The organism is Rarobacter incanus, from assembly GCF_006715765.1.
GTDB classification, from domain to species: Bacteria; Actinomycetota; Actinomycetes; order Actinomycetales; family Cellulomonadaceae; genus Rarobacter; species Rarobacter incanus.
The window spans coordinates 597,496-616,924 of the sequence record NZ_VFNV01000001.1; the positions used below are offsets into that span (position 1 = coordinate 597,496).

At 65.3% G+C, this 19,429-nt stretch carries 18 protein-coding genes, 1 tRNA gene and 1 other RNA gene; 12 read left to right on the forward strand and 8 right to left on the reverse strand.

The annotated features are described in order from the left end of the window. Window positions 1-40: 40 nt before the first annotated feature. Both FB389_RS02470 and panB read left to right on the forward strand, forming a co-directional pair. Window positions 41-1,882, forward strand: coding sequence for an NAD+ synthase (locus FB389_RS02470; RefSeq protein ID WP_142111207.1), 1,842 nt, complete (start codon window positions 41-43; stop codon window positions 1,880-1,882). Further along, on the forward strand, window positions 1,879-2,709 hold the full coding sequence (panB, locus tag FB389_RS02475; protein WP_142111208.1) for a 3-methyl-2-oxobutanoate hydroxymethyltransferase: 831 nt from the start codon (window positions 1,879-1,881) through the stop codon (window positions 2,707-2,709). Before FB389_RS02470 ends, panB begins: the two co-directional genes overlap by 4 nt. A gap of 70 nt (window positions 2,710-2,779) precedes the next feature. Here the strand turns inward: panB and FB389_RS02480 are convergent, their stop codons facing one another. Next, window positions 2,780-2,980, reverse strand: a complete 201-nt coding sequence (locus FB389_RS02480; RefSeq protein ID WP_142111209.1) for an SPOR domain-containing protein — start codon at window positions 2,978-2,980, stop codon at window positions 2,780-2,782. 117 nt (window positions 2,981-3,097) lie between these two features. Here FB389_RS02480 and map point away from each other — a divergent pair, with 117 nt between their 5' ends. The 5 genes from map to FB389_RS02510 all read left to right on the forward strand — a co-directional run bounded on the left by map (window position 3,098) and on the right by FB389_RS02510 (window position 7,195). Then, complete coding sequence (gene map / locus FB389_RS02485; RefSeq protein ID WP_142111210.1) at window positions 3,098-3,973, forward strand: type I methionyl aminopeptidase; 876 nt, start codon at window positions 3,098-3,100, stop codon at window positions 3,971-3,973. Beyond that, window positions 3,970-4,764 (forward strand): polyphosphate--glucose phosphotransferase, encoded by a 795-nt coding sequence (ppgK, locus tag FB389_RS02490; RefSeq protein WP_142111211.1) that lies wholly within the window; start codon window positions 3,970-3,972, stop codon window positions 4,762-4,764. The genes map and ppgK overlap by 4 nt, the downstream gene beginning before the upstream one ends. Before the next feature lie 304 nt (window positions 4,765-5,068). Next, window positions 5,069-5,445: RNase P RNA component class A (gene rnpB / locus FB389_RS02500), an RNA gene on the forward strand. A gap of 220 nt (window positions 5,446-5,665) precedes the next feature. Beyond that, window positions 5,666-6,109 carry an STAS domain-containing protein gene (locus FB389_RS02505; RefSeq protein ID WP_142111212.1) on the forward strand — a complete coding sequence of 148 codons (444 nt, stop codon included), beginning with the start codon at window positions 5,666-5,668 and terminating at the stop codon, window positions 6,107-6,109. Between the two features lie 288 nt (window positions 6,110-6,397). Then, window positions 6,398-7,195: a YaaA family protein gene (locus FB389_RS02510; protein WP_170207838.1), complete on the forward strand. Its 798-nt coding sequence runs from the start codon at window positions 6,398-6,400 to the stop codon at window positions 7,193-7,195. A 48-nt stretch (window positions 7,196-7,243) separates the two neighbouring features. Here the strand turns inward: FB389_RS02510 and FB389_RS02515 are convergent, their stop codons facing one another. Continuing rightward, a complete protein-coding gene (locus tag FB389_RS02515) occupies window positions 7,244-7,987 on the reverse strand; it encodes a zinc ribbon domain-containing protein (protein ID WP_142111214.1) in 744 nt (247 codons plus the stop codon). A 33-nt stretch (window positions 7,988-8,020) separates the two neighbouring features. Beyond that, a complete protein-coding gene (locus FB389_RS02520; RefSeq protein ID WP_211344934.1) occupies window positions 8,021-9,178 on the reverse strand; it encodes a Nif3-like dinuclear metal center hexameric protein in 1,158 nt (385 codons plus the stop codon). An 89-nt stretch (window positions 9,179-9,267) separates the two neighbouring features. On the opposite strand from FB389_RS02520, the gene FB389_RS02525 reads away from it, so the two are divergent. Together FB389_RS02525 and FB389_RS02530 are read left to right on the forward strand one after the other, a co-directional pair. Next, window positions 9,268-9,344: transfer RNA gene (locus FB389_RS02525), tRNA-Val, on the forward strand. Window positions 9,345-9,514: 170 nt separating this feature from the next. Beyond that, window positions 9,515-10,753 (forward strand): IS256 family transposase, encoded by a 1,239-nt coding sequence (locus tag FB389_RS02530; protein ID WP_425467265.1) that lies wholly within the window; start codon window positions 9,515-9,517, stop codon window positions 10,751-10,753. On the opposite strand, the gene FB389_RS10890 is transcribed toward FB389_RS02530, so the two are convergent. The 5 genes from FB389_RS10890 to FB389_RS02560 all read right to left on the reverse strand — a co-directional run bounded on the left by FB389_RS10890 (window position 10,746) and on the right by FB389_RS02560 (window position 14,321). Next, window positions 10,746-11,633, reverse strand: coding sequence for an SCO6880 family protein (locus FB389_RS10890; RefSeq protein WP_342776010.1), 888 nt, complete (start codon window positions 11,631-11,633; stop codon window positions 10,746-10,748). The two genes, FB389_RS02530 and FB389_RS10890, sit on opposite strands and share 8 nt — an antisense overlap. Before the next feature lie 295 nt (window positions 11,634-11,928). Further along, entirely contained in the window at window positions 11,929-12,540 is a 612-nt protein-coding gene (locus FB389_RS02545; RefSeq protein ID WP_142111216.1) for a MarC family protein, read from the reverse strand. Window positions 12,541-12,710: 170 nt separating this feature from the next. After that, window positions 12,711-13,073: a YrdB family protein gene (locus FB389_RS02550; RefSeq protein WP_170207839.1), complete on the reverse strand. Its 363-nt coding sequence runs from the start codon at window positions 13,071-13,073 to the stop codon at window positions 12,711-12,713. An 88-nt stretch (window positions 13,074-13,161) separates the two neighbouring features. Then, window positions 13,162-13,746, reverse strand: coding sequence for a TetR/AcrR family transcriptional regulator (locus tag FB389_RS02555; RefSeq protein WP_142111218.1), 585 nt, complete (start codon window positions 13,744-13,746; stop codon window positions 13,162-13,164). Continuing rightward, a complete protein-coding gene (locus FB389_RS02560) occupies window positions 13,746-14,321 on the reverse strand; it encodes a sugar O-acetyltransferase (RefSeq protein ID WP_142111219.1) in 576 nt (191 codons plus the stop codon). The genes FB389_RS02555 and FB389_RS02560 overlap by 1 nt, the downstream gene beginning before the upstream one ends. A gap of 38 nt (window positions 14,322-14,359) precedes the next feature. Between FB389_RS02560 and FB389_RS02565 the strand changes: the two genes are divergently transcribed. The 3 genes from FB389_RS02565 (at window position 14,360) to FB389_RS02575 (ending at window position 19,355) form a co-directional block, all read left to right on the forward strand. Continuing rightward, window positions 14,360-15,562, forward strand: coding sequence for an MFS transporter (locus tag FB389_RS02565; protein WP_142111220.1), 1,203 nt, complete (start codon window positions 14,360-14,362; stop codon window positions 15,560-15,562). Between the two features lie 86 nt (window positions 15,563-15,648). After that, window positions 15,649-17,382 (forward strand): ABC transporter ATP-binding protein, encoded by a 1,734-nt coding sequence (locus tag FB389_RS02570; RefSeq protein WP_142111221.1) that lies wholly within the window; start codon window positions 15,649-15,651, stop codon window positions 17,380-17,382. Continuing rightward, on the forward strand, window positions 17,382-19,355 hold the full coding sequence (locus FB389_RS02575; RefSeq protein ID WP_142111222.1) for an ABC transporter ATP-binding protein: 1,974 nt from the start codon (window positions 17,382-17,384) through the stop codon (window positions 19,353-19,355). The genes FB389_RS02570 and FB389_RS02575 overlap by 1 nt, the downstream gene beginning before the upstream one ends. Window positions 19,356-19,429 lie beyond the last annotated feature (74 nt).

Here is a 19,429-nt window from a genome sequence, read left to right on the forward strand (position 1 = left end):
GCGTTCGTGGCGGCCCCCGTTCGGTAGGTAGGCTGGTGCCATGTCTGCACTGCGCATTGGTATGGCTCAGATCGATACAACCGTCGGGGACGTGGAAGGCAACTCCGCCGCCGTCATCGCGTGGTCGCGCCGGGCGCACGCCAAGGGATGCGACGTCGTCGTATTCCCGGAAATGACGCTGACCGGTTACCCGATCGAGGACCTGGCGCTGCGGGCATCGTTTCGCCGCGCCGCGCACCGAGCGGCCGATACCATCGCAGTCGATTTGCAGCGCGCCGGGCTCGGCGACCTGACGGTCGTCCTGGGCACCGTGGGCCCGGAACGTCCGAACAAAGACGGCCCGCACCCGCTGCCTACCAACCGGGCCGTGGTCATTCGCGGTGGGTCCGTCACAGAAACCTACGACAAGCACCACCTGCCGAACTACGGGGTCTTCGACGAGTTCCGCATCTTCGCCGCGGGCGACCAGGTCACGACGTTTGAGGTCGGCGGCCGCACCCTGGGCCTGGCGATCTGCGAGGACATCTGGCAAGAAGGCGGCCCCGTGGCGGCCCTAGCCGACGCCGGCATCGACGCCCTGCTGGTGCTGAACGGCTCCCCCTACGAGCAAGGGAAGGGGCACGTGCGCACCGAGTTGGCGGCCCGGCGCGCTGCGCAGGTGGAAGCGCCCCTGGTTTACGTGAACCTAGTCGGGGGGCAAGATGACCTCGTCTTTGATGGCGGTTCGTTTGTGATGAGCCCCACCGGGACCGAGCTGGTTCGCCTGCCTCAATTTGTCGAACACCTGGCGACCTGGGATCTGCCCGCCGCAGGTGATCGCGATGCGGACGCAAACGGCGCGCGCGGCGCGCTATTCCCTGCGCTTTCGGAACCCGAAGAGGTGTACCGGGCCGCGACGCTGGGCCTGCAAGGTTACATCCGTAAGAACGGCTTCAAGTCTGTAGTTCTGGGGCTGTCTGGGGGCATCGATTCGGCGCTGGTTGCCGCCATGTCGGCGGACGCGATCGGCGGGGAAAACGTAGTCGGGATTTCGATGCCTTCGGTCTACTCGTCACAGCATTCCAAGGATGATGCGTCGGATATGGCGCAGCGGATCGGCGCCGACTATCGCGTCGTGCCAATCGCCCCGATGGTCGAGGCCTTCCACTCCCAGCTCCCACTCGATGGGGTCGCGGCCGAGAACCTGCAAGCGCGCGTGCGCGGCATGATTCTGATGGGGCTGTCCAACCAAGAGGGGCACCTGACGCTCGCCACCGGCAACAAATCCGAGCTGGCGACGGGCTACTCGACGATCTACGGGGACGCCGTTGGCGGCTACGCGCCGCTGAAAGACATTGACAAGTCCCTGGTGTGGCAACTGGCGCGGTGGCGCAACAATGCCGCGATCGACGCCGGCCAAATCCCGCCGATCCCGGAGTCATCCATCACCAAGCCGCCGTCGGCGGAATTGCGTCCCGGACAGGTCGATCAAGATTCCCTTCCCCCCTACGACCTGCTCGACGAGGTGCTGGATGCCTACATTGAGCACGCCGAGGGACGGGCCGAGTTGCTGGCGCGCGAATTCGACCCGCACATCGTGGATAAGGTCGTCACGCTCGTTGATCGGGCCGAGTGGAAGCGGCGGCAATACCCGCTGGGGCCAAAGGTGACCGCGTTGGCGTTCGGGCGCGACCGGCGGTTGCCGATCACCAACCGGTGGCGCGAGCCCGCGGACGGCGCGGGGGCGTCCGCGGGGGCGTCCGCGGGGGCGTCCCCGTCGGGTTCCGTCGCCCATTCCGCGGCGCAACCACCCGTCGCCCATTCCGCGGCGCAACCACCCGCCGCCCATTCCACGCCGCAACCACCCGCCGCCCAGTCCGCAGCGCACAAGGAGAACCAGTGAACCAGCCGCAATCCCGCGCGATCGAGGACGTCGCAAAGGTGCGCGTGCACCACCTGCAGGCCGCGAAAGGCCAGGGCAAGAAAATTGCCATGCTCACCGCCTACGACGCGCTCTCGGCCGCGATTTTCGATGCGGCTGGCGTGGACATGTTGTTGGTCGGCGATTCGATCGGCGACAACATGCTGGGGCACGCGAACACGTTGCCGGTGACGCTCGACGAAATGATGCCGCCCGCCCGCGCGGTCGCGCGCGCCGCCAAGCGCGCCTTTGTCGTGGTGGATCTGCCGTTTGGCTCCTACGAGGACTCCCCCACCCGCGCATTTGAATCCGCCGTCCGCGTCATGAAGGAGACCGGCGCCGACGCTGTCAAAATCGAGGGCGGCACGCGCGTCGCCGACCAGGTCCGCCTGCTCACGCAATCGGGCATCCCGGTCGTAGGGCACCTGGGATTCACGCCGCAGTCGGAAAACATCCTGGGTGGCAAGCGGATTCAGGGACGAGGTGACTCAGCCGGACAATTACGCGCCGACGCGTTGGCGCTGCAAGCCGCGGGAGCCGTTGCGATTGTCCTGGAAATGGTTCCGGCACCGCTTGCCGGGCAGGTTACCGCGGAACTGGCGGTGCCCACCATTGGGATCGGCGCCGGCGCTGCGTGCGACGGCCAGGTTCTTGTCTGGACCGACATGGCGGGCATGCGCGAATGGTCGCCCCGCTTCGCGCGCCGCTTCGCGGAGCTTGGGGCGGCGCTCACCGCGACAGCCAGCGAATACGTGCAAGCCGTGCGCGCGAGCCAGTTCCCGGCTCCCGAGCATGGCTACGACTCGTAGCGGCTAGTCGTCTTGCCCGCAACCGCTGACGCTCTTCGCCCACAACAGTAAGTCGTCTTGCCCGCAGCCGCTAGTCGTCTTCCTCGTCGCCCCAGCGTTTGTCCTCGTCGTCCCAGTCCTTGGTTCGCTGGCGGGCCGTGTCGAATGCGTGCTGGGCCGCTTCGGGGCTGGGGTATGGGCCCATGAGGTGCGTCCAGGACGACAGCTGTCCCCGCTCGACTTTGCCCGTCAAGGTGTTGAAGTAGTACTCGTCCGTACTGGGTGAACCCATGGGGATCGCCTCCTTGATCATGTAACGGTAAAGATAGTGTCTCACTGCGCCCCATCGGGTTCGACCCGCCGGGCAGCGGTGTGCGCGGCACCACAAATACCTCGTAGACTCATACACATGCATGCTTCTTTACTTCATGGACGCAAGCCGGTATCGCCCGGCATCGTTGGCCCCGAACGATGCGTTCCAAAGAGTATCGAGAGACCGGAATACGTGGGACGCAGCGGCCCTCGTCCTTATAACGGACCTGACGTCGTAGACCCTGCAACTATTGAACGCATTCGGGAATCTTCCCGCATCGCCGCTCAGGCGCTCAAGCTCGTCGGGGAGGCCGTGGAACCGGGAGTTACCACTGACGAACTCGACCGCATCGGGCACGAATTCATGCTGGACAACGGCGCCTACCCCTCCACGCTCGGATACCGCGGGTTCCCAAAGTCGCTGTGCACGTCCATCAACGAAGTCATTTGTCACGGCATCCCGGACTCGACCGTCCTTGAGGAGGGGGACATCGTCAACATCGATGTCACCGCCTATAAAAACGGTGTCCACGGTGACAACAACGCCACGTTCGGTGTCGGCGAAATCAGCGAAGAAGCGCGGCTTCTCATCGAGCGTACGCACGAGGCGATGATGCGAGGCATCAAGACCGTCATGCCGGGACGCCAGGTCAATGTCATCGGGCGAGTCATAGAAAAATACGCTGCTCGCTTTGGCTACGCGTCCGTTCACGACTTCACCGGCCACGGCGTCGGCGAAGCCTTTCACAGCGGCCTGATCATCCCCCATTACGATTCCGCGCCGGCGTACGACACGACTATCGTCCCGGGGATGGTCTTCACCATTGAGCCTATGCTTACACTTGGTCTCGACGAGTGGGAGCAGTGGGATGACGGCTGGACTGTCGTTACCAAAGACCGCGGTTTGACCGCGCAGTTTGAACACACCCTATTAGTTACCGATTCCGGAGCGGAGATTCTTACGCTGCCATGAGCACTCACACATCTGATTCCTCGTCAACGCCGAACCAGGTCAAGGTAGCCCTCGGCATTGATATTGGGGGTACGGGCATCAAGGGCGCACCCGTGGACATCGCCACCGGTGAGCTGCTCAGCAAACGTCACCGCATACCGACCCCCGAGAATTCGACCCCCGACGCGGTCGGCGCGATCATCGCGGAGATGGTCAACTACTTCGACCTGCCGAGCGATGCGCCCGTCGGTGTCGCCTTCCCCGCGCCGATCCGTCACGGCGTAATAAAGTTCATCGCTAACCTCGACAAATCGTGGAAGGGCGTCAACCTCGAAGAGGTTGTTTCGCAGGCCGTCGGGCGGTCCGTGTCCGTCCTCAACGACGCAGACGCGGCTGGCTACGGCGAGGCTCTGTATGGGGCGGCGAAGGAGGAGGAGGGCACGATACTCGTCCTTACTCTTGGTACGGGCATTGGGTCGGCGCTCATCGTCAATGACACGCTGGTGCCGAACACAGAGTTTGGCCACCTCGAAATGAACGGCGGCGACGCTGAAAAGGAAGCGTCCGCGGTGTCGCGCGAACGCAATGAACTCGACTGGGATGTGTGGGCCAACGGACCGCTGCAACAGTATTTCTCGATGGTCGACATGCTGCTTTCGCCAGATCTGATCGTGGTTGGCGGCGGCGTTTCGAAGGCCCACGAAAAGTGGATGCCGCTGCTGAACGTCGAGTGCCCGATCATTCCCGCCGAGCTGCGCAATAACGCGGGTATCGCCGGCGCGGCCGCGTGGGCGGCGGAGCACATCGGGTAGCGCTGCGCCTCGCTGGTTGGTAGCGCGCGCTCGCCCCGCATACAGCGAGCGCGCGTATCGAGACCGCCCCCCGCACAAAACCCCGCTGGTCGAGTTGCCCGCGCAGCGGGCGTATCGAGACCGCACTCGGACCAAAACCCCCGCCGGTCGAGTTGCCCGCGCAGCGGGCGTATCGAGACCACCCCTGCACAAACCACCGCACTCGAACCAAAACCCCGCACTCGACGACCCCGGCCACCCCCGCACGCGCCGACCGCGCCCCTTTCAGTCACGCACCCCCACCGACTACACTTATGCAGGCGGATGAGTCGACCAGGCGGCCGCGTGCGGGCCCTCAGCAGCCCGCCCGAGGAACGTCCGGGCTCCACAGGGCACGGTGGTGGGTAACGCCCACCCGGGGTGACCCGCGGGAAAGTGCCACAGAAAGTAGACCGCCGCGCGCATGCGCGGTAAGGGTGAAAGGGTGGTGTAAGAGACCACCAGCGTCCCAGGTGACTGGGGCGGCTAGGTAAACCCCACCGGGAGCAAGACCAGACAGGGTGCGCTCGAGGGCTGCTCGCCCGAGCATCCGGGTAGGTCGCTAGAGGGTGTCGGCAACGGCAACCGTAGATGGATGGCCGTCCCCCGGCGGTTGGCAACGACTGCCGGGAACAGAACCCGGCGTATCGGTCGACTCGTCCGCTTCATATCGTTGCCCAATGATGCGATGTCGATTTTGACGACCGTTCAAAGCACACAAGAACGAGCGCCGCCAACGCCCTGAGCATGTCGACAATCGCACACAAAATATCGGGAGGCGCACCACCTTGCCTCCATTGGTTGCACATACTAGGGACACATGTTTCCGAAATGCTGACCGGATTGCTAGGTTTCTTCCAGGTTCAAGTGTCAAGATAAAGTCATGACAGAGCAAGGTAGCGGCCTCGACGTTGCGGCCCCATTGCACCCCGGATTCGATCGCAGGTCGACCAGCGATCCAGTCCACTCAACGTCAACCACAAACGTTCTCACCGCATCTTCGCGGGGCCTGCGACCCTCGGAGGGCTTTATTTCGCTTGGCGATGAGGGCCAGGCCCGACTCGTGCGCATGGCGGGCAACATCACCGTGACGCTCCGCGACCAGGCTAGTGCGGCACTGGTCGGCGTCGCCCTGTCTAGCCTGCCCTTGATCGTGGACATGCACGATGTGACAAGCATTGATGACTCGGGCATTGCCTTCGTGTACCAATTGGCAACTGTTGAAGCGGAAAACAGCCGCCCCGTCGTTCTTCGCGGCGCGCCTGCACAAGTTATAGACATGCTTGCCGATTTGGGAGTGCTCGACAGGTTTGTCGTTTCTGCTTGAAGTGACCTGTTCTGCCCGCACGGCCTTATGCCTCGCTCATCGCCGGCGACGTCCCAGGGAAGTTCCTGTCTCCGCGAGCGCGCCCCGGCGCACGCGGAAATGAGCCCGTGAAATTGTGCGGGCCCGGAGCGAGCCACGCACGCACACGCACGCACACACCCGCCGCGCATCGCGAACCACGCACGCACACACCCGCCGCGCATCGCGAACCACACACGCACACTCACGCGCACACCCGCCGCGCGCGCCCGCTCGAATAGCGCGGGGAACATTCGGTAGTGTGTGCTGGTGCTTGTACTGCTGCCGCCGTCCGAATCGAAGAACGTCCCGCCCGCAGGCACGCGCCTGTCCTTGCCGGAACTTAGCTTCCCCGAGCTGACGGCCGCGCGATCCGAAGTGATCGCGGACCTGGAGCAAGTCAGCGCCCGCGCCGACGCGCACAAGGTCCTCAAGGCGCCCGCGGCGGCCCAATCCCTCATCGACGGCAACCTGCGGTTGCGTACGGCGCCCGCGGGGCCCGCCGCCGCAATCTACTCGGGCGTGCTGTTCGACGCGGCCGGCATCGACGTATCAGATCCGCACGCCGATCGGATACTCGTGTTTTCCGCCCTGTGGGGCCCGCTATCGATCGCGGACGTCATCGCCCCCTACCGCCTATCTGCCGGCACTACCCTGCCGAACTGCGGGCGGATCGAATCCTACTGGCGCACGCTGCTAATGCGGGAAATGGCGGGTTTGGGGGACGGGGAACTCGTCATTGATTGTCGTTCTGCCGGCTATGCAAACATGTGGACACCGCCGGATCCGGCCCGCCACGTGGGAATTAGGGTCGAGCGCCAGGTCGGCGATAGGCGCGCGGTCGTTTCGCACCACGCGAAATACCTGCGCGGCATGCTGGCCGGCGCATTGGCGCGGGAGGCTGCCTCCCCCGCGACCGCCCAGGATCTGGCCGATGCGGCCCGCGATCTGACGCGGCCGCCCTTTCGGACGACCACGGGCGAATCGATCGTGGACATTGAAGTTCGCCGCGGCCCCAAATCAACGACGCTCACTTTCGTCGCTCTGCCGGATGAAGAAAGGCGCTAACGATTTCGAACCGTTAGCGCCTCTCCCCACTACTCGAGGTGGTTTGCTCTATGCGTCTTGGCCGATCGGCCGGACCAGCAGCCTGCCGCACTCCTCGCACCGCACCAAGGTTTCGGCCGAAGCCGCTGCGATCTTGCTCAGATCCACCGGGTTGAGCTCCATGCGGCAGCCCCCGCAGCGCCGTCCCTCCAGGCGCGCGGCGCCAAGCCCGCCCAGTTGGTCGCGGAGCCGCTCGTAGGTCGCAAGCAGCGTAACGTCTAAGCCTTCTACGGCCGCCGCCCGCTCACGTGCCACGTCCTTGCGCTGCGCGTCGATCGCCGCAACCTCATCGTCGCGTTCACGCACGGCGCGGTTGCGGTCGGCCACTGTGCCGTCGTAGGCCTGCTCCAGCTGCGCCAGGGTTGCCTGGTGCGCTTCGAGGCGCTCCATGACGTCGAGCTCTACCTCTTCGAGCCGCCCCTGACGCACCTTGAGCGAATCGAGTTCCGCAAGCAACGCCTGCGCTTCCTTCGCGGACACCTTCCCCGCGTCCAGCAGTGCCTGGTCGCGGACCGCGCGCTCGCGCACCAGCGCGACCTCGTGTTCGGCCTTTTTTGCCTCTAACGTCAGGTCCGCTGCCTCCGTGCGTGAAGCCACCAACGCCCGCTCCAGGTCGGCGAGCCGTTCGCCGTATTCGGCGATCTTCGCGTGAATCGGCAACGTGCGCCGCTGATGAACCAATTGCTGCGCACGAGTATCGAGCGCCTGCACTGCAAGAATCGTCTGCTGATCAGCGACGGAAGCGGTTGCCATCTCACGTACCTCTCATTGATTTGTGTAACTAGATCATACGGAAGGAAACACCGTGGTCCACGGATCGGTTCGCACCTCGCAGTGCGCGACCTCGAAAAGGGGTGCACCGGCCCCGCGCGCGGCGTGCGCGCGCAGGCGTTCGGCAAGTCTTGGGAGCCACACCGATTCGCTCGCAAAATGCGCGGTGTCGATCAAGAAGGGTTTGCCGCCGTGGGCCCGTTCGCGGGCCTCGGATGTCGGGTGGTGGCGCAGGTCGGAGGTCACGTACACGTCCGCCCCGGCCCGCTCAGCCAGGGCGATCATCGAATCCCCCGAACCGCCGACCGCGGCCACCGTGCTTATCAGTGCGTCAAGGTCGCCTGCGGCACGGATTCCCTGCGCCGTCGCGGGTAATGCTGCCGCCACGTGCCTCGCGAAATCACCGAGGGTCATGGGGACCGGCACCCGCCCGATGCGGCCCAGGCCAAGGCCGCTGTCCTGCGGGACCACTTCGGTGACGGTGAATGCTGGCTCCTCGTAGGGATGCGCGTCGCGCAGCGCCGCCTCGATCCGCGAGCGCAGTGCCGCGTCGGCGATCATTTCCACGCGCGACTCCGCAACCTGGGTGGTCTGCCCCGGCGCCCCGATCGCGGGCGAGGCGGCCGTCGACGCGGTGAATGTCCCCACCCCCGCGGTGTGCCACGAACAGTTCGAATACTCACCGATCTGCCCCGCCCCGGCCCGCGCCATCGCCGCCGTCACCAGTTCGGTGTCGCGAACCGGGACGTACACGGACCACAGGTGGCGCGCATCGGTTGTGGCCGGGTCAAGGGGCCGGACATCGACCAGTCCCAGCGCCTCGGCAAGGGAATCGGCCACCCCGCCTGCGGCGCGATCCGCGTTAGTGTGCGCGTTGAACAGGGCGCAACCGCCGCGAATCAATCGATGGACGAGCGCCCCCTTGTACGTCCCAGACGAAACCTGATGGACGGGTTTGAGGAAAAGCGGGTGGTGTGTCACCAAAAGATCGGCGCCGTACGCGAGCGCCTGCTCGACCGTGTCTTCGACCGGGTCCAGCGCGACCATGATCTTGCGGATCGGTGCGTCCAGGTCCCCGACGATCAAGCCCACCGAATCCCACGGTTCCGCCAGGTGCGGCGGGTACCACTCGTCAAGCAGGCGGACCATATCCCGTAGCTTCAGCGCTTCCACACGATCGACTTTAGTGCACGGCGCGTGCGCGCCGCCGACTAATTTCCGTTCGGTCGCGCAACCAGGTACTCTAGGTGGGCCCGCTTGAGGGGCCTATAGCTCAGTTGGCTAGAGCGCCACGTTTACACCGTGGATGTCGGGGGTTCGAGTCCCTCTGGGCCCACCACGATGCTCTTACTCGAACCCTCGACATGAGCAATGAACTGATCGGACAGTACGTCCAGGGAGAGCCCGCCGGTTTCGGCGGGCTTTTTCGTTTGCCCCGGGAGTGTCAGGAAAACGGTGGATCTGGGACTGGCCTGACCGAAAGGAAGGGCAATGAGTCAGGCTATCGAGATGATCGATCCTGTGACGGGAGAGATCATCGATCAGCAACAGATCGCCGAGCAGCTGCTTGCGCAGGCGAAGGAACAGGGCGTCAGCCTCGTCGGGCCGGGAGGCCTGCTCGGCGGGTTGACGAAGACGGTGCTCGAGACTGCGCTCGAGGCGGAAATGACCGAGCACCTCGGCTACGAGAAGCACACGGTCACCGAGAGCGAGAACGCCCGTAACGGGACCCGGTCCAAGACGGTGCTGACCGAGATCGGCGCCATCGAGATCGACGTCCCCAGGGACCGTGACGGGTCGTTCCAGCCCAAGATCGTCCGCAAGCGTCAGCGCCGCCTGGACGGGATCGACGAGATCGTGCTCTCGCTCACCGCCCGGGGGCTGACCACGGGTGAGGTCGCCGCGCACTTCGACGACGTCTATGGTGCCAGTGTCAGCAAGGACACGATCTCGAAGATCACCGACAAGGTCATCGAGGAGATGACCGAGTGGCAGAACCGTCCGCTGGATCGGGTGTACCCCGTCGTGTTCATCGACGCGATCGTGGTGAAGGTTCGGGACGGGCAGGTGCGGAACAAGCCGTTCTACGTCGCCATCGGCGTCACCACGACCGGGGAACGCGACATCCTCGGGATCTGGGCCGGCGACGGCGGTGAGGGCGCGAAGTTCTGGCTCGGCGTGCTCACAGATATCAAGAACCGCGGTGTCGAGGATGTCTGCATCGTGGTCTGTGACGGACTCAAGGGGCTGCCCGAGTCGATCAACACGACGTGGGAGTTCGCGACGGTGCAGACGTGCATCATCCACCTGATCCGCAACACCTTCAAGTTCGCGTCGCGGAAGTACTGGGACCAGATCGCCCGCGACCTGCGGCCCGTCTACACAGCTCCGACCGAGGCCGCCGCGAGGGCGAGGTTCGAGGAGTTCGCGGAGAAGTGGTGCACGATGTATCCGGCGATCCGGCAGCTGTGGGAGAACGCGTGGAGCGAGTTCATCCCATTCCTGGACTACGACGTCGAGATCCGCCGCATCATCTGCTCGACGAACGCGATCGAGTCCCTCAACGCCCGCTATCGTCGCGCGGTGCGGGCCCGCGGCCACTCCCCTAACGACGCGGCCGCGCTGAAGTGCCTCTACCTCGTGACGCGGTCGCTTGACCCGACCGGCCGGGGTCGGGCACGCTGGGTAACCAGGTGGAAGCCCGCACTCAACGCCTTCGCGATCACCTTCGAAGGCCGAATCAACTGAAATGTGCCAGGCCAGATCCACCGCTTATCTGACAGACCCACGGGGCTTGGATCGCAGCTTGCTCGATCGCGGCGACTGCGGCGTCGAGTTCCTCCACTGTGGGAGCGGAGACGGCGATTAGTCCGGTGTAGCGGAGGATGCCGTGGCCGGCGGTGAGGTCGGCTTCTTGTTGGAGCACGTCGTGGTATTCGGCGGTTTGGGAGGCGTCTTCGATCTGGCCGATCTTGGCTCGTTGGGCTTGGTCGGAGATGTGCTCAACCTTCTTCTTGCGGATGTCTCGGGCGGCTTGGTCGGAGCGATCGGGGTGCAGATCAGCGAAAACGGCCGCTGAGTGCCGGTGGACAGCAGCACCGGCGACAAGAACCCCGGATACACCAGCGACCTGGGCCATTCGCTGACCCACAGCATAGCGTGGTGGGCGGAGTCGGTGCGCGTCGGTGAGCAGCCGCAGCGAGTCGTGGAGGAACGCCCGCGCCCCCGAGTGGTGTTCGTCGTGCTGTGTGAGGCGATGCTTGATGTCGACGAGCCCGGCACGGATAGGGTCTTGGTGCCGTTTCAGCGTGGGCAGGTCGATGGCGTCGGCGAAGTGTGCCGCCAGCAGTTTGTCGCTTTCTCCTTCGAGCATGGCGCGGTTGGCGGTGAGGTCGGTGAGCTCCTGATCCCTACCGGCGCTCTGCTCGTCGAACGCCGCATCGACTTCGGCGGCGAGGTGCCGGTAGTCGGCTTCACTGATCGTGATGTCGCGGTAGGAGTCTTGGACCAGCCGCTCAGCGACCTGGACGGGGACGGCGCGTCGGGTGCAGGTGGTCTTCTTCGCTGCGCGCACCGAGCAAATGAAGTACGCGTAAGTCGTCCCGCGGGGGTTTGTCGCGAAGTCCAACAGCAGACCCCTGTGTCGATGGTGGTGGGTAGCCCGAGAGTGCAGTAACCCCGGAGACGTGCTCTCGCAAATGCCATCCGGGGTCTTCGCGAATGACGTTACCACCGGGTGCGGAAGTAACCGAGAGCGGCACCTGTGTGGCCCACGTGACCATCCTGCTCCCTACCGAGCAACTCGCCGCACCCACCACGGCGCTCCGGCCCGCACGCCCTCAGGAACGGGTTGTCCACCGCGTGCGGATCCACAAACGGGATCTCTCTGCCGACACCCTCGCCATCTACCGCGTGCTCCGCCGTCACGAGGAAAATGCGGCGCGGACTCCGTGGACCAGCAGTTCAACGCCGATGGCGAGGATGAGGAATCCCATCACCCGCGTCAGCGCGCCTATCCCCGTCGCGCCCATCCGGTCCACCAACGGCGTCGCGTACCGGAGGAAGACGGCGACGACAGCACCCAGGATGATGGCAGCCGCCACGATGCCGAGCCTTTGATCCCAATGCGTGTGCCGGGCGGCCAATCCTATGACCACACCGATGGCACCGGGCCCGGCGATGAGCGGCAGCGCCATGGGGGAGAAGCTCACGTCCTCCTTCGTGGTGGAATGAGCCTGTTCGGCGTCGGTGATCTTGGGGCGCAGGACGATCATGGAGAACCCGGAGTGCATCACCACCAGGCCGCCGGCGATCTGGAGGGCGGGGATGCTTATCCCGAACGCCTGCAGCGCTGTCGCCCCGAGCAGAGCGAAGACGACGAGGATTCCGGCGACATAGACGCCTGTCATCCATGCCTGCCGCCGCTGCTCGGATGCCGCCATTCGCTCGGTCATGCTCGCGTATGCGGCCACGGCGCCCAGCGGATTCGCGATCGGCAGCAGCGCGGCCAGTGAGGCGAGGAAAATCGAGAGCACGATTCCATCTTGGCATCCCGCGCGCGTGAAGTGTACGAGGATTAGGTCCGGTGAGCCGGAGCACGATGTCCTGGGCGCGTGATGTGTGTCGCGGCAACGATCCGCTGTAGCCTCCCGGCTGGCCGGTCCCGTCACTCAGGCCGGCGATTCCGCAGGCCCTGCTTTTCGCCTCAGCGCTGAAGCACCGCGAGCGCGATGCGGTCGGCGAGCCAGGCAGCGAAGCCGATCACGGCTAACGTTCCAGACCCCGTGAGGAACAGGGCCGTCCCCACACCGAGGAAAAGGATCGCTTCGATCAGCAGGGCGACGACCGGAGGTAGCGCGATCGGTGCCTTAGGGGAAAGGAACAGCCCCCAGACGGTCGCAACGGCTACGACGGCCAGCATTGCGGCAGGCAGGCGCCACCCACCTGACACATGCTGCCACGTAACAGCGGCCACCCCGGCAAGCAACGCGAGTTCGAGCAGGAACCGGACGATCAGTGCAAGCGCGAGCGGCCGACCCGCTCCAACGAACGGGTCGGTGTCACTCATAGCGACCATCCTAGGAGCGCGGTCGCGCAGACCCTGGTCTCAACGATCTCAACCAGCAGCGGGCGCGACCGCGTCACGCACGACCCCGTCAGTCCCCCAGCACCCGGTCCAGAGCGGCGGCGACCATCTCGCGCGGCTGCGGCTCGATGTCGAGCGCCCGGTGCAGGGTGAGTCCCTCGATCGTCGCATCCAGCACGCGCACGGTCAGCGGATCGAAGTGCTTCTCCAGTGCCACCCGGCTGCGCAGCATCCAGCGTGCCGTGAGGTCACGGAACGACTTGTTGCGAGCGGCGACCGCGTAGAGTTCGGTCGTCAGCACGAGGTCGCGGTCGTTTCCCAGCACGTCCTCGCTGATGATCGCCTCGATGGCAGCTCGCGCCTCGCGGGGATTCGCCGCGGCGGCCATCCGCCGCTCGAACCGGTCGGCGACGATGTCCGTGAACCGCCGGAACGACCGATGCAGCAGGACTTCCATGCTCTCGAAGTGATAGGTGATCGATCCGAGCGGTACGCCCGCCTGGGCTGCTACCCGCCGCGCCGAGGTACCGTCCACGCCACGCTCGGCGATGACGTCGAGGCAGGCGGCGACGATCCTCTCCCTCCGGTCCGGGTCGTAACGCGGGTTCGGGCCATGATTCTGAGCATCGTCGCGCCCCCGCCCTGGCGTCACCATCAGATGCTCCGAATCACTCGTGCGGGATTGCCGACCGCGACCACGTTCGCGGGAATGTCCCTCGTGACCACCGATCCCGCGCCGACAACCGAGTTCTCGCCGATCGTCACGCCCGGGCACACGATGACTCCCCCGCCGAGCCACACGTTGTCGTGCAGCGTGATCGGCGCGGCGGTCTCTAATCCGGCCCGGCGCGGTTCGGGCTCGATCGGATGAATCGGAGTGAGCAGTTGCACGTTGGGTCCGATCTGGCAGGCAGCCCCGATCGTGATCGGTGCGATGTCGAGAGCCATCAGGCCGAAGTTGATGAACGTTCCCTCCCCAACGGCGATGCGCTCGCCCAGATCCACGGTGATCGGAGGGCGAACGACAACGCCATCGCCCACATGCCCCAGCAGATCGCGCAGGATCCGCCCAGCTTCCGCTGGATCCGCGAGCCATGCCTCACCATAGGCGCGGGCCAGCCGCGCGGCGCGCAGGATTCTCGTATCTACCTCGGGATCTCCACCGCGGTACATCTCACCCGCGAGCAACTTCGCCAGGTTGGTCTTAGGCTCACGCCCGATCTCACTCATGGGTACGATCGTACACAATCACATGTACGATCGTACCCATGACCGGATCCATCCCCACCATCGTGGACCAGCAAAGCCGCCGCGCACGAGCCGCAGTAGCCGCCCTGTTCTTCACCAACGGAGCCCTGTTCGCCAATCTGCTCCCCCGCTACCCGGAGATCAAGGCGAGCCTCGGCCTGTCCAACACCAGCTTCGGAATCGCCGTCGCGGCGTTCCCCGTGGGTGCCATGGTCGCGGGGCTCGCGGCTGGTGTCCTGATCCGCCGCTTCGGCTCTGCCAAGGTCGCGGTAGCAGGGACGATTCTGACCGGACTCGGCGTGCTGCTCGCCGGTGTCGCCCCATCCTTCGCGATCTTAGCGCTCGGCCTGTTCGCGGGCGGGGCCATGGATTCGATCACCGACGTGGCGCAGAACGCACACGGCCTGCGCGTCCAGCGCCTCTATGGCCGCTCGATCCTCAATTCGTTCCACGCAGTCTGGTCCATCGGCGCCGTCACCGGCGGCGCAATGGCGGCTGGAGCCATCGCGCTTCACTTACAACTGTGGGTTCACCTGACAATCTCGGCCGTCGTCTTCACCGTCGTCGCGATCATCGCGCTGCGCTTCTGCCTCACCGGCCCGGACAGCGAGGCCGCGACGGAGGACTCGTCCGAAAGACTCGGTAAAGCCATTGCCCGCACCGCCGGGCGGCCCATCGCCCTGACCATGGCGGCGCTCGTTCTCATCGCGGTGGTCGCCACGATGGTCGAGGACGCGGGCAACTCCTGGGCGGCGCTCTACCTATCGAGCGACCTCGGCGCGGCGGCCGGCGTCGCCGCCATCGGCTACATCGCCCTGACGGGGGCACAGTTCATCGGCCGCCTGCTCGGCGACCGCATGGTCGATCGGTTCGGTCAGCGCGCAGTCGCCCGCGCGGGCGGCCTGATCGTCCTGGCGGGAATGGGCACGGCCCTCGCATTCCCCTCCCTGATCGGCACGATCCTCGGGTTCGCCGCCGCCGGGTTCGGTGTCGCGACGCTTGTCCCAGCCGCCATGCACGAGGCCGACGAACTCCCCGGACTGCGTCCCGGCACCGGCCTGACCGTGCTGTCGTGGCTGATGCGACTGGGATTCCTCGTCTCACCACCGCTCGTCGGCCTGATCGCCGACAACGCCGGGCTTCGGGCGGGACTGCTGACCGTCCCCGTCGCCGGAATCGTGGTCATTCTGCTCGCCGGGGTACTGCGCACGAAACGCCGATAGCGAACATTTCCACACCGCAGCGAAAATCCCAGGACGGCTCCGACACCGCGGCGTAGGATGGCCGTCATGCTTACGGTGGTTCACTCTTGACGCTCATCCGGCTCACAGGAAAGTACCTGCGCCCCCACTGGCACCTGCTCGCCGCGGTCATCGTCTTTCAGGCGATACAGACTCTCGCGTCGCTATACCTGCCAACCCTCACGGCCGACATCATCGACCGCGGCGTCGCCGTCGGAGACACCGGCTACGTGCTGCGCATGGGCGGCATCATGCTGATCTTCTCGGGCGTGCAGGTCGCCACCCAGGTGGCAGCGGTGTTCTTCGGCTCCATGGTGGCGATGCGTTTCGGACGAGATTCCCGCGCCGCGATCTTCAATCACGTCGGCGACTTCTCGGCGCGCGAGGTAGCGGCCTTCGGCACTCCGAGCCTGATCACGCGCACCACCAACGACATCCAGCAGGTGCAGACGCTCGTGCAGATGAGCACCACGTTCCTGATCTCGGCGCCGATCATGGCGGTCGGCGGCGTGATCATGGCCCTCCGGCTCGACATGAAACTGTCGTGGATCATCGCGATAGCCGTGCCGGTCCTGCTGGTGGGTGTGTCGCTCGTCATCTCGCGCATGGTGCCGTTGTTCCAGCGTCAGCAGCGACTCGTCGACAGCGTCAACCGCATCCTGCGCGAGCAGCTCACGGGCATGCGCGTGCTGCGCGCGTTCGTGCGAGAGCCGTACGAGGAGAATCGGTTCGACGAGACGAATCACGAACTCACGGACATCTCCACGCGTGCGGGACGCCTGTTCGCACTGATGTTCCCGTTCGTTCTGCTCACGCTCAACGTCTCAAGCGTGGCCGTGATCTGGTTCGGCGCATTCCGCGTCCGCGACGGCCTTGAGGTGGGAACGCTTTTCGCCTTCCTGTCCTACATCGTGCAGATCCTCATGGCGGTGATGATGACGACGATGCTCACCGCCATCGTGCCGCGCGCCGCCGTGTCGGCCGAGCGCGTGACCGAGGTGCTGGACACGAACACCTCCGTCCCCGACACCGTCGGTGCCGCCATCTCCGCTCGCGGCCCCGCGACGCTGGCGTTCGACCATGTGACCTACCGGTACCCCGGCGCCCAGGATCCCGTCCTCGTGGACGTGTCCTTCACCATCCCCGCGGGTTCCACGACGGCGATCATCGGCTCCACGGGCGCCGGCAAAACGACCATCGTCAATCTGATAGCGCGCCTCATGGACGCCACGGACGGCAGCATCCGGGTCGATGGCGAGGACGTCCGCGCACTCGAGCCCGAGTCGCTGTGGGCGCGGATCGGGCTCATTCCGCAAAAGCCGCTGTTGTTCTCCGGCACCGTCCGCTCGAATCTGCAGTACGGGAATGCCTCGGCGAGCGACGACGAGATCTCCGCCGCGCTTGAGATCGCCCAAGCCGATGGATTCGTAGCCGAGATGGACGGCGGTCTCGATGCCCCGATCAATCAGGGCGGTACCAACGTCTCGGGTGGCCAGCGTCAGCGCCTCGCCATCGCGCGGGCGCTGATCAAGCACCCGGACCTGTACGTGTTCGACGATTCCTTCTCGGCTCTCGACACGAGAACGGATGCCGCGCTGCGTGCGGCTCTCACCGAGCGCGTCCCGCACGTGACCAAGCTGATCGTGGCCCAGCGGGTCGCCACGATCACCGATGCCGACCAGATCATCGTGCTGGACGACGGCAGGATCCTCGCCATCGGAACGCACGAGGAACTGCTGGCCACCTCGCAGACGTACGCCGAGATCGTCTCCTCTCAGCTTCAAGCATCGGAGGCCAGCTGATGGCGGAACAGAAATCCGGTGCCCCTCGCCACCCGCGCCCCGGCGGCGGACCCGGGCACGGCGGTGCGGCCCTGGCCATGCCCGTCGAGCGTTCGGCGAACTTCTGGCCGATCATCAAACGCCTGATCGGCCTCCTCCGCCCCGAACGGCTCGGAATGATCACCGTGCTGGGCTTCACGGTCCTGTCGGTGACGCTGTCCGTGATCGGGCCGCGCATACTGGGGGCTGGTACCGACCTCATCTTCTCGGGCGTCGTCTCCGCCCGGCTTCCCGCCGGGACGACGAAGGAACAAGTGGTCGACCAGCTCCGTGCCGCTGGCGACACGATGAAGGCGGACATGATCCAGGGCATGGATCTGGTCCCCGGCGCAGGTATCGACTTCGGCCAGTTGCGGAATGTGCTGCTCGGCGTGCTGGCGATCTACGTCCTCGCATCGCTCTTCGGGTACCTGCAGGGCTACCTGCTGAACGGCGTGGTGCAGCGCACCATGTACCGGCTGCGACGGGACGTGGAAGCGACCCTCAACAAGGTGCCGCTGAGCTACACGGACCGGATGCAGCGCGGAGAACTGCTCAGCCGCGTGACGAACGACATCGACAACGTCGCGCAGTCACTTCAGCAGACGCTCGCGCAATTGCTGACGAGCGTGCTGACCGTGGTGGGAATCGTGGTCATGATGGTGGTGACCTCTCCCCTGCTGACGATCATCGCGGTCGTGAGCATCCCAATCATGCTCTTCGTGACGCGGGCGATAGCGAAGCGGTCCCAAAAGCACTTCATCGCGCAGTGGAAGCACACTGGGGAGCTCAACGCGCACGTCGAGGAGAACTACACTGGCCACTCGCTCGTGAAGGTGTTCGGTCACACCAAGACCTCGCGCAAGGAGTTCGCGGACCTCAACAGCGAGCTGTACGAGGCGAGTTTCAAGGCGCAGTTCATCTCCGGCATCATCATGCCCGCGATGATGTTCGTCGGGAACCTGGTCTACGTCGCGATCGCCGTGGTCGGCGGCATCCAGGTGGCAGGCGGCCACATGTCCCTGGGACGAGTGCAGGCCTTCATCCAGTACTCCCGCCAGTTCACGCAGCCGCTCAGCCAGATCGGCGCGATGATGAACCTGCTCCAGTCCGGCGTCGCCTCCGCCGAGCGCGTGTTCGAGGTCCTCGATGCCGAACCTCAGCGCCCAGATCCCGTGAACCCCGAGACAGCCGCGGGCACTCACGGCCATCTCGTGTTCGATCACGTGAAGTTCAGCTACACCCCGGATGAACCGCTCATCGAAGACCTGTCGTTCGAGGCCAAGCCCGGTCAGACCATCGCGATCGTCGGTCCAACGGGGGCCGGCAAGACGACACTCGTGAACCTCATCATGCGGTTCTACGAGCTGGACGGCGGCCGGATCACGCTCGACGACGTGGACATCTCGAAGATGACGCGCGCAGACCTGCGATCGCGCACCGGCATGGTGCTGCAGGACACATGGCTGTTCGCCGGAACGATCCGCGACAACATCGCGTACGGTCGCATCGACGCCACGGACGAGGAGATCATCGACGCCGCGCGCGCCACCTATGTCGATCGCTTCGTGCGCTCGCTGCCCGACGGCTACGACACCGTGCTGAACGACGAGGCCACGAACATATCGATCGGTCAGAAGCAGCTCATCACGATCGCTCGCGCGTACCTGGCTCGTCCGAGCATCCTGATTCTGGACGAGGCCACCTCGAGCGTGGACACGCGCACGGAAGTGCTCGTCCAAAAGGCGATGAACGCGCTCCGCGCGGACCGCACGAGCTTCGTGATCGCCCACCGGCTCTCCACGATCCGCGACGCGGACCTGATTCTCGTGATGAACCGCGGCGCCATCGTCGAACAGGGCACCCACGCAGAACTGATTGCACTCGGCGGCGCCTACGCCGACCTGTACGAGGCGCAGTTCGCCGCGCCTGCCACAGACGAGGTCACCGGGTAATACGCTTCTGCGCGTTTCAGACAGCCGCTCCGACCAGAGCAAGAAGCCCAGCCCTCCACGCAATGCCGCAAACA

What these genes read in the sequence shown, in the direction of transcription:
- FB389_RS02470 (WP_142111207.1), top strand. Translation starts at nt 41, where the DNA reads ATGTCTGCACTGCGCATTGGTATGGCTCAGATCGATACAACCGTCGGG.
- FB389_RS02480 (WP_142111209.1), bottom strand. Translation starts at nt 2,980, where the DNA reads ATGGGTTCACCCAGTACGGACGAGTACTACTTCAACACCTTGACGGGC.
- map (WP_142111210.1), top strand. Translation starts at nt 3,098, where the DNA reads ATGCATGCTTCTTTACTTCATGGACGCAAGCCGGTATCGCCCGGCATC.
- ppgK (WP_142111211.1), top strand. Translation starts at nt 3,970, where the DNA reads ATGAGCACTCACACATCTGATTCCTCGTCAACGCCGAACCAGGTCAAG.
- FB389_RS02505 (WP_142111212.1), top strand. Translation starts at nt 5,666, where the DNA reads ATGACAGAGCAAGGTAGCGGCCTCGACGTTGCGGCCCCATTGCACCCC.
- FB389_RS02515 (WP_142111214.1), bottom strand. Translation starts at nt 7,987, where the DNA reads ATGGCAACCGCTTCCGTCGCTGATCAGCAGACGATTCTTGCAGTGCAG.
- FB389_RS02530 (WP_425467265.1), top strand. Translation starts at nt 9,515, where the DNA reads ATGATCGATCCTGTGACGGGAGAGATCATCGATCAGCAACAGATCGCC.
- FB389_RS02550 (WP_170207839.1), bottom strand. Translation starts at nt 13,073, where the DNA reads ATGAGTGACACCGACCCGTTCGTTGGAGCGGGTCGGCCGCTCGCGCTT.
- FB389_RS02555 (WP_142111218.1), bottom strand. Translation starts at nt 13,746, where the DNA reads ATGGTGACGCCAGGGCGGGGGCGCGACGATGCTCAGAATCATGGCCCG.
- FB389_RS02560 (WP_142111219.1), bottom strand. Translation starts at nt 14,321, where the DNA reads ATGAGTGAGATCGGGCGTGAGCCTAAGACCAACCTGGCGAAGTTGCTC.
- FB389_RS02565 (WP_142111220.1), top strand. Translation starts at nt 14,360, where the DNA reads ATGACCGGATCCATCCCCACCATCGTGGACCAGCAAAGCCGCCGCGCA.
- FB389_RS02575 (WP_142111222.1), top strand. Translation starts at nt 17,382, where the DNA reads ATGGCGGAACAGAAATCCGGTGCCCCTCGCCACCCGCGCCCCGGCGGC.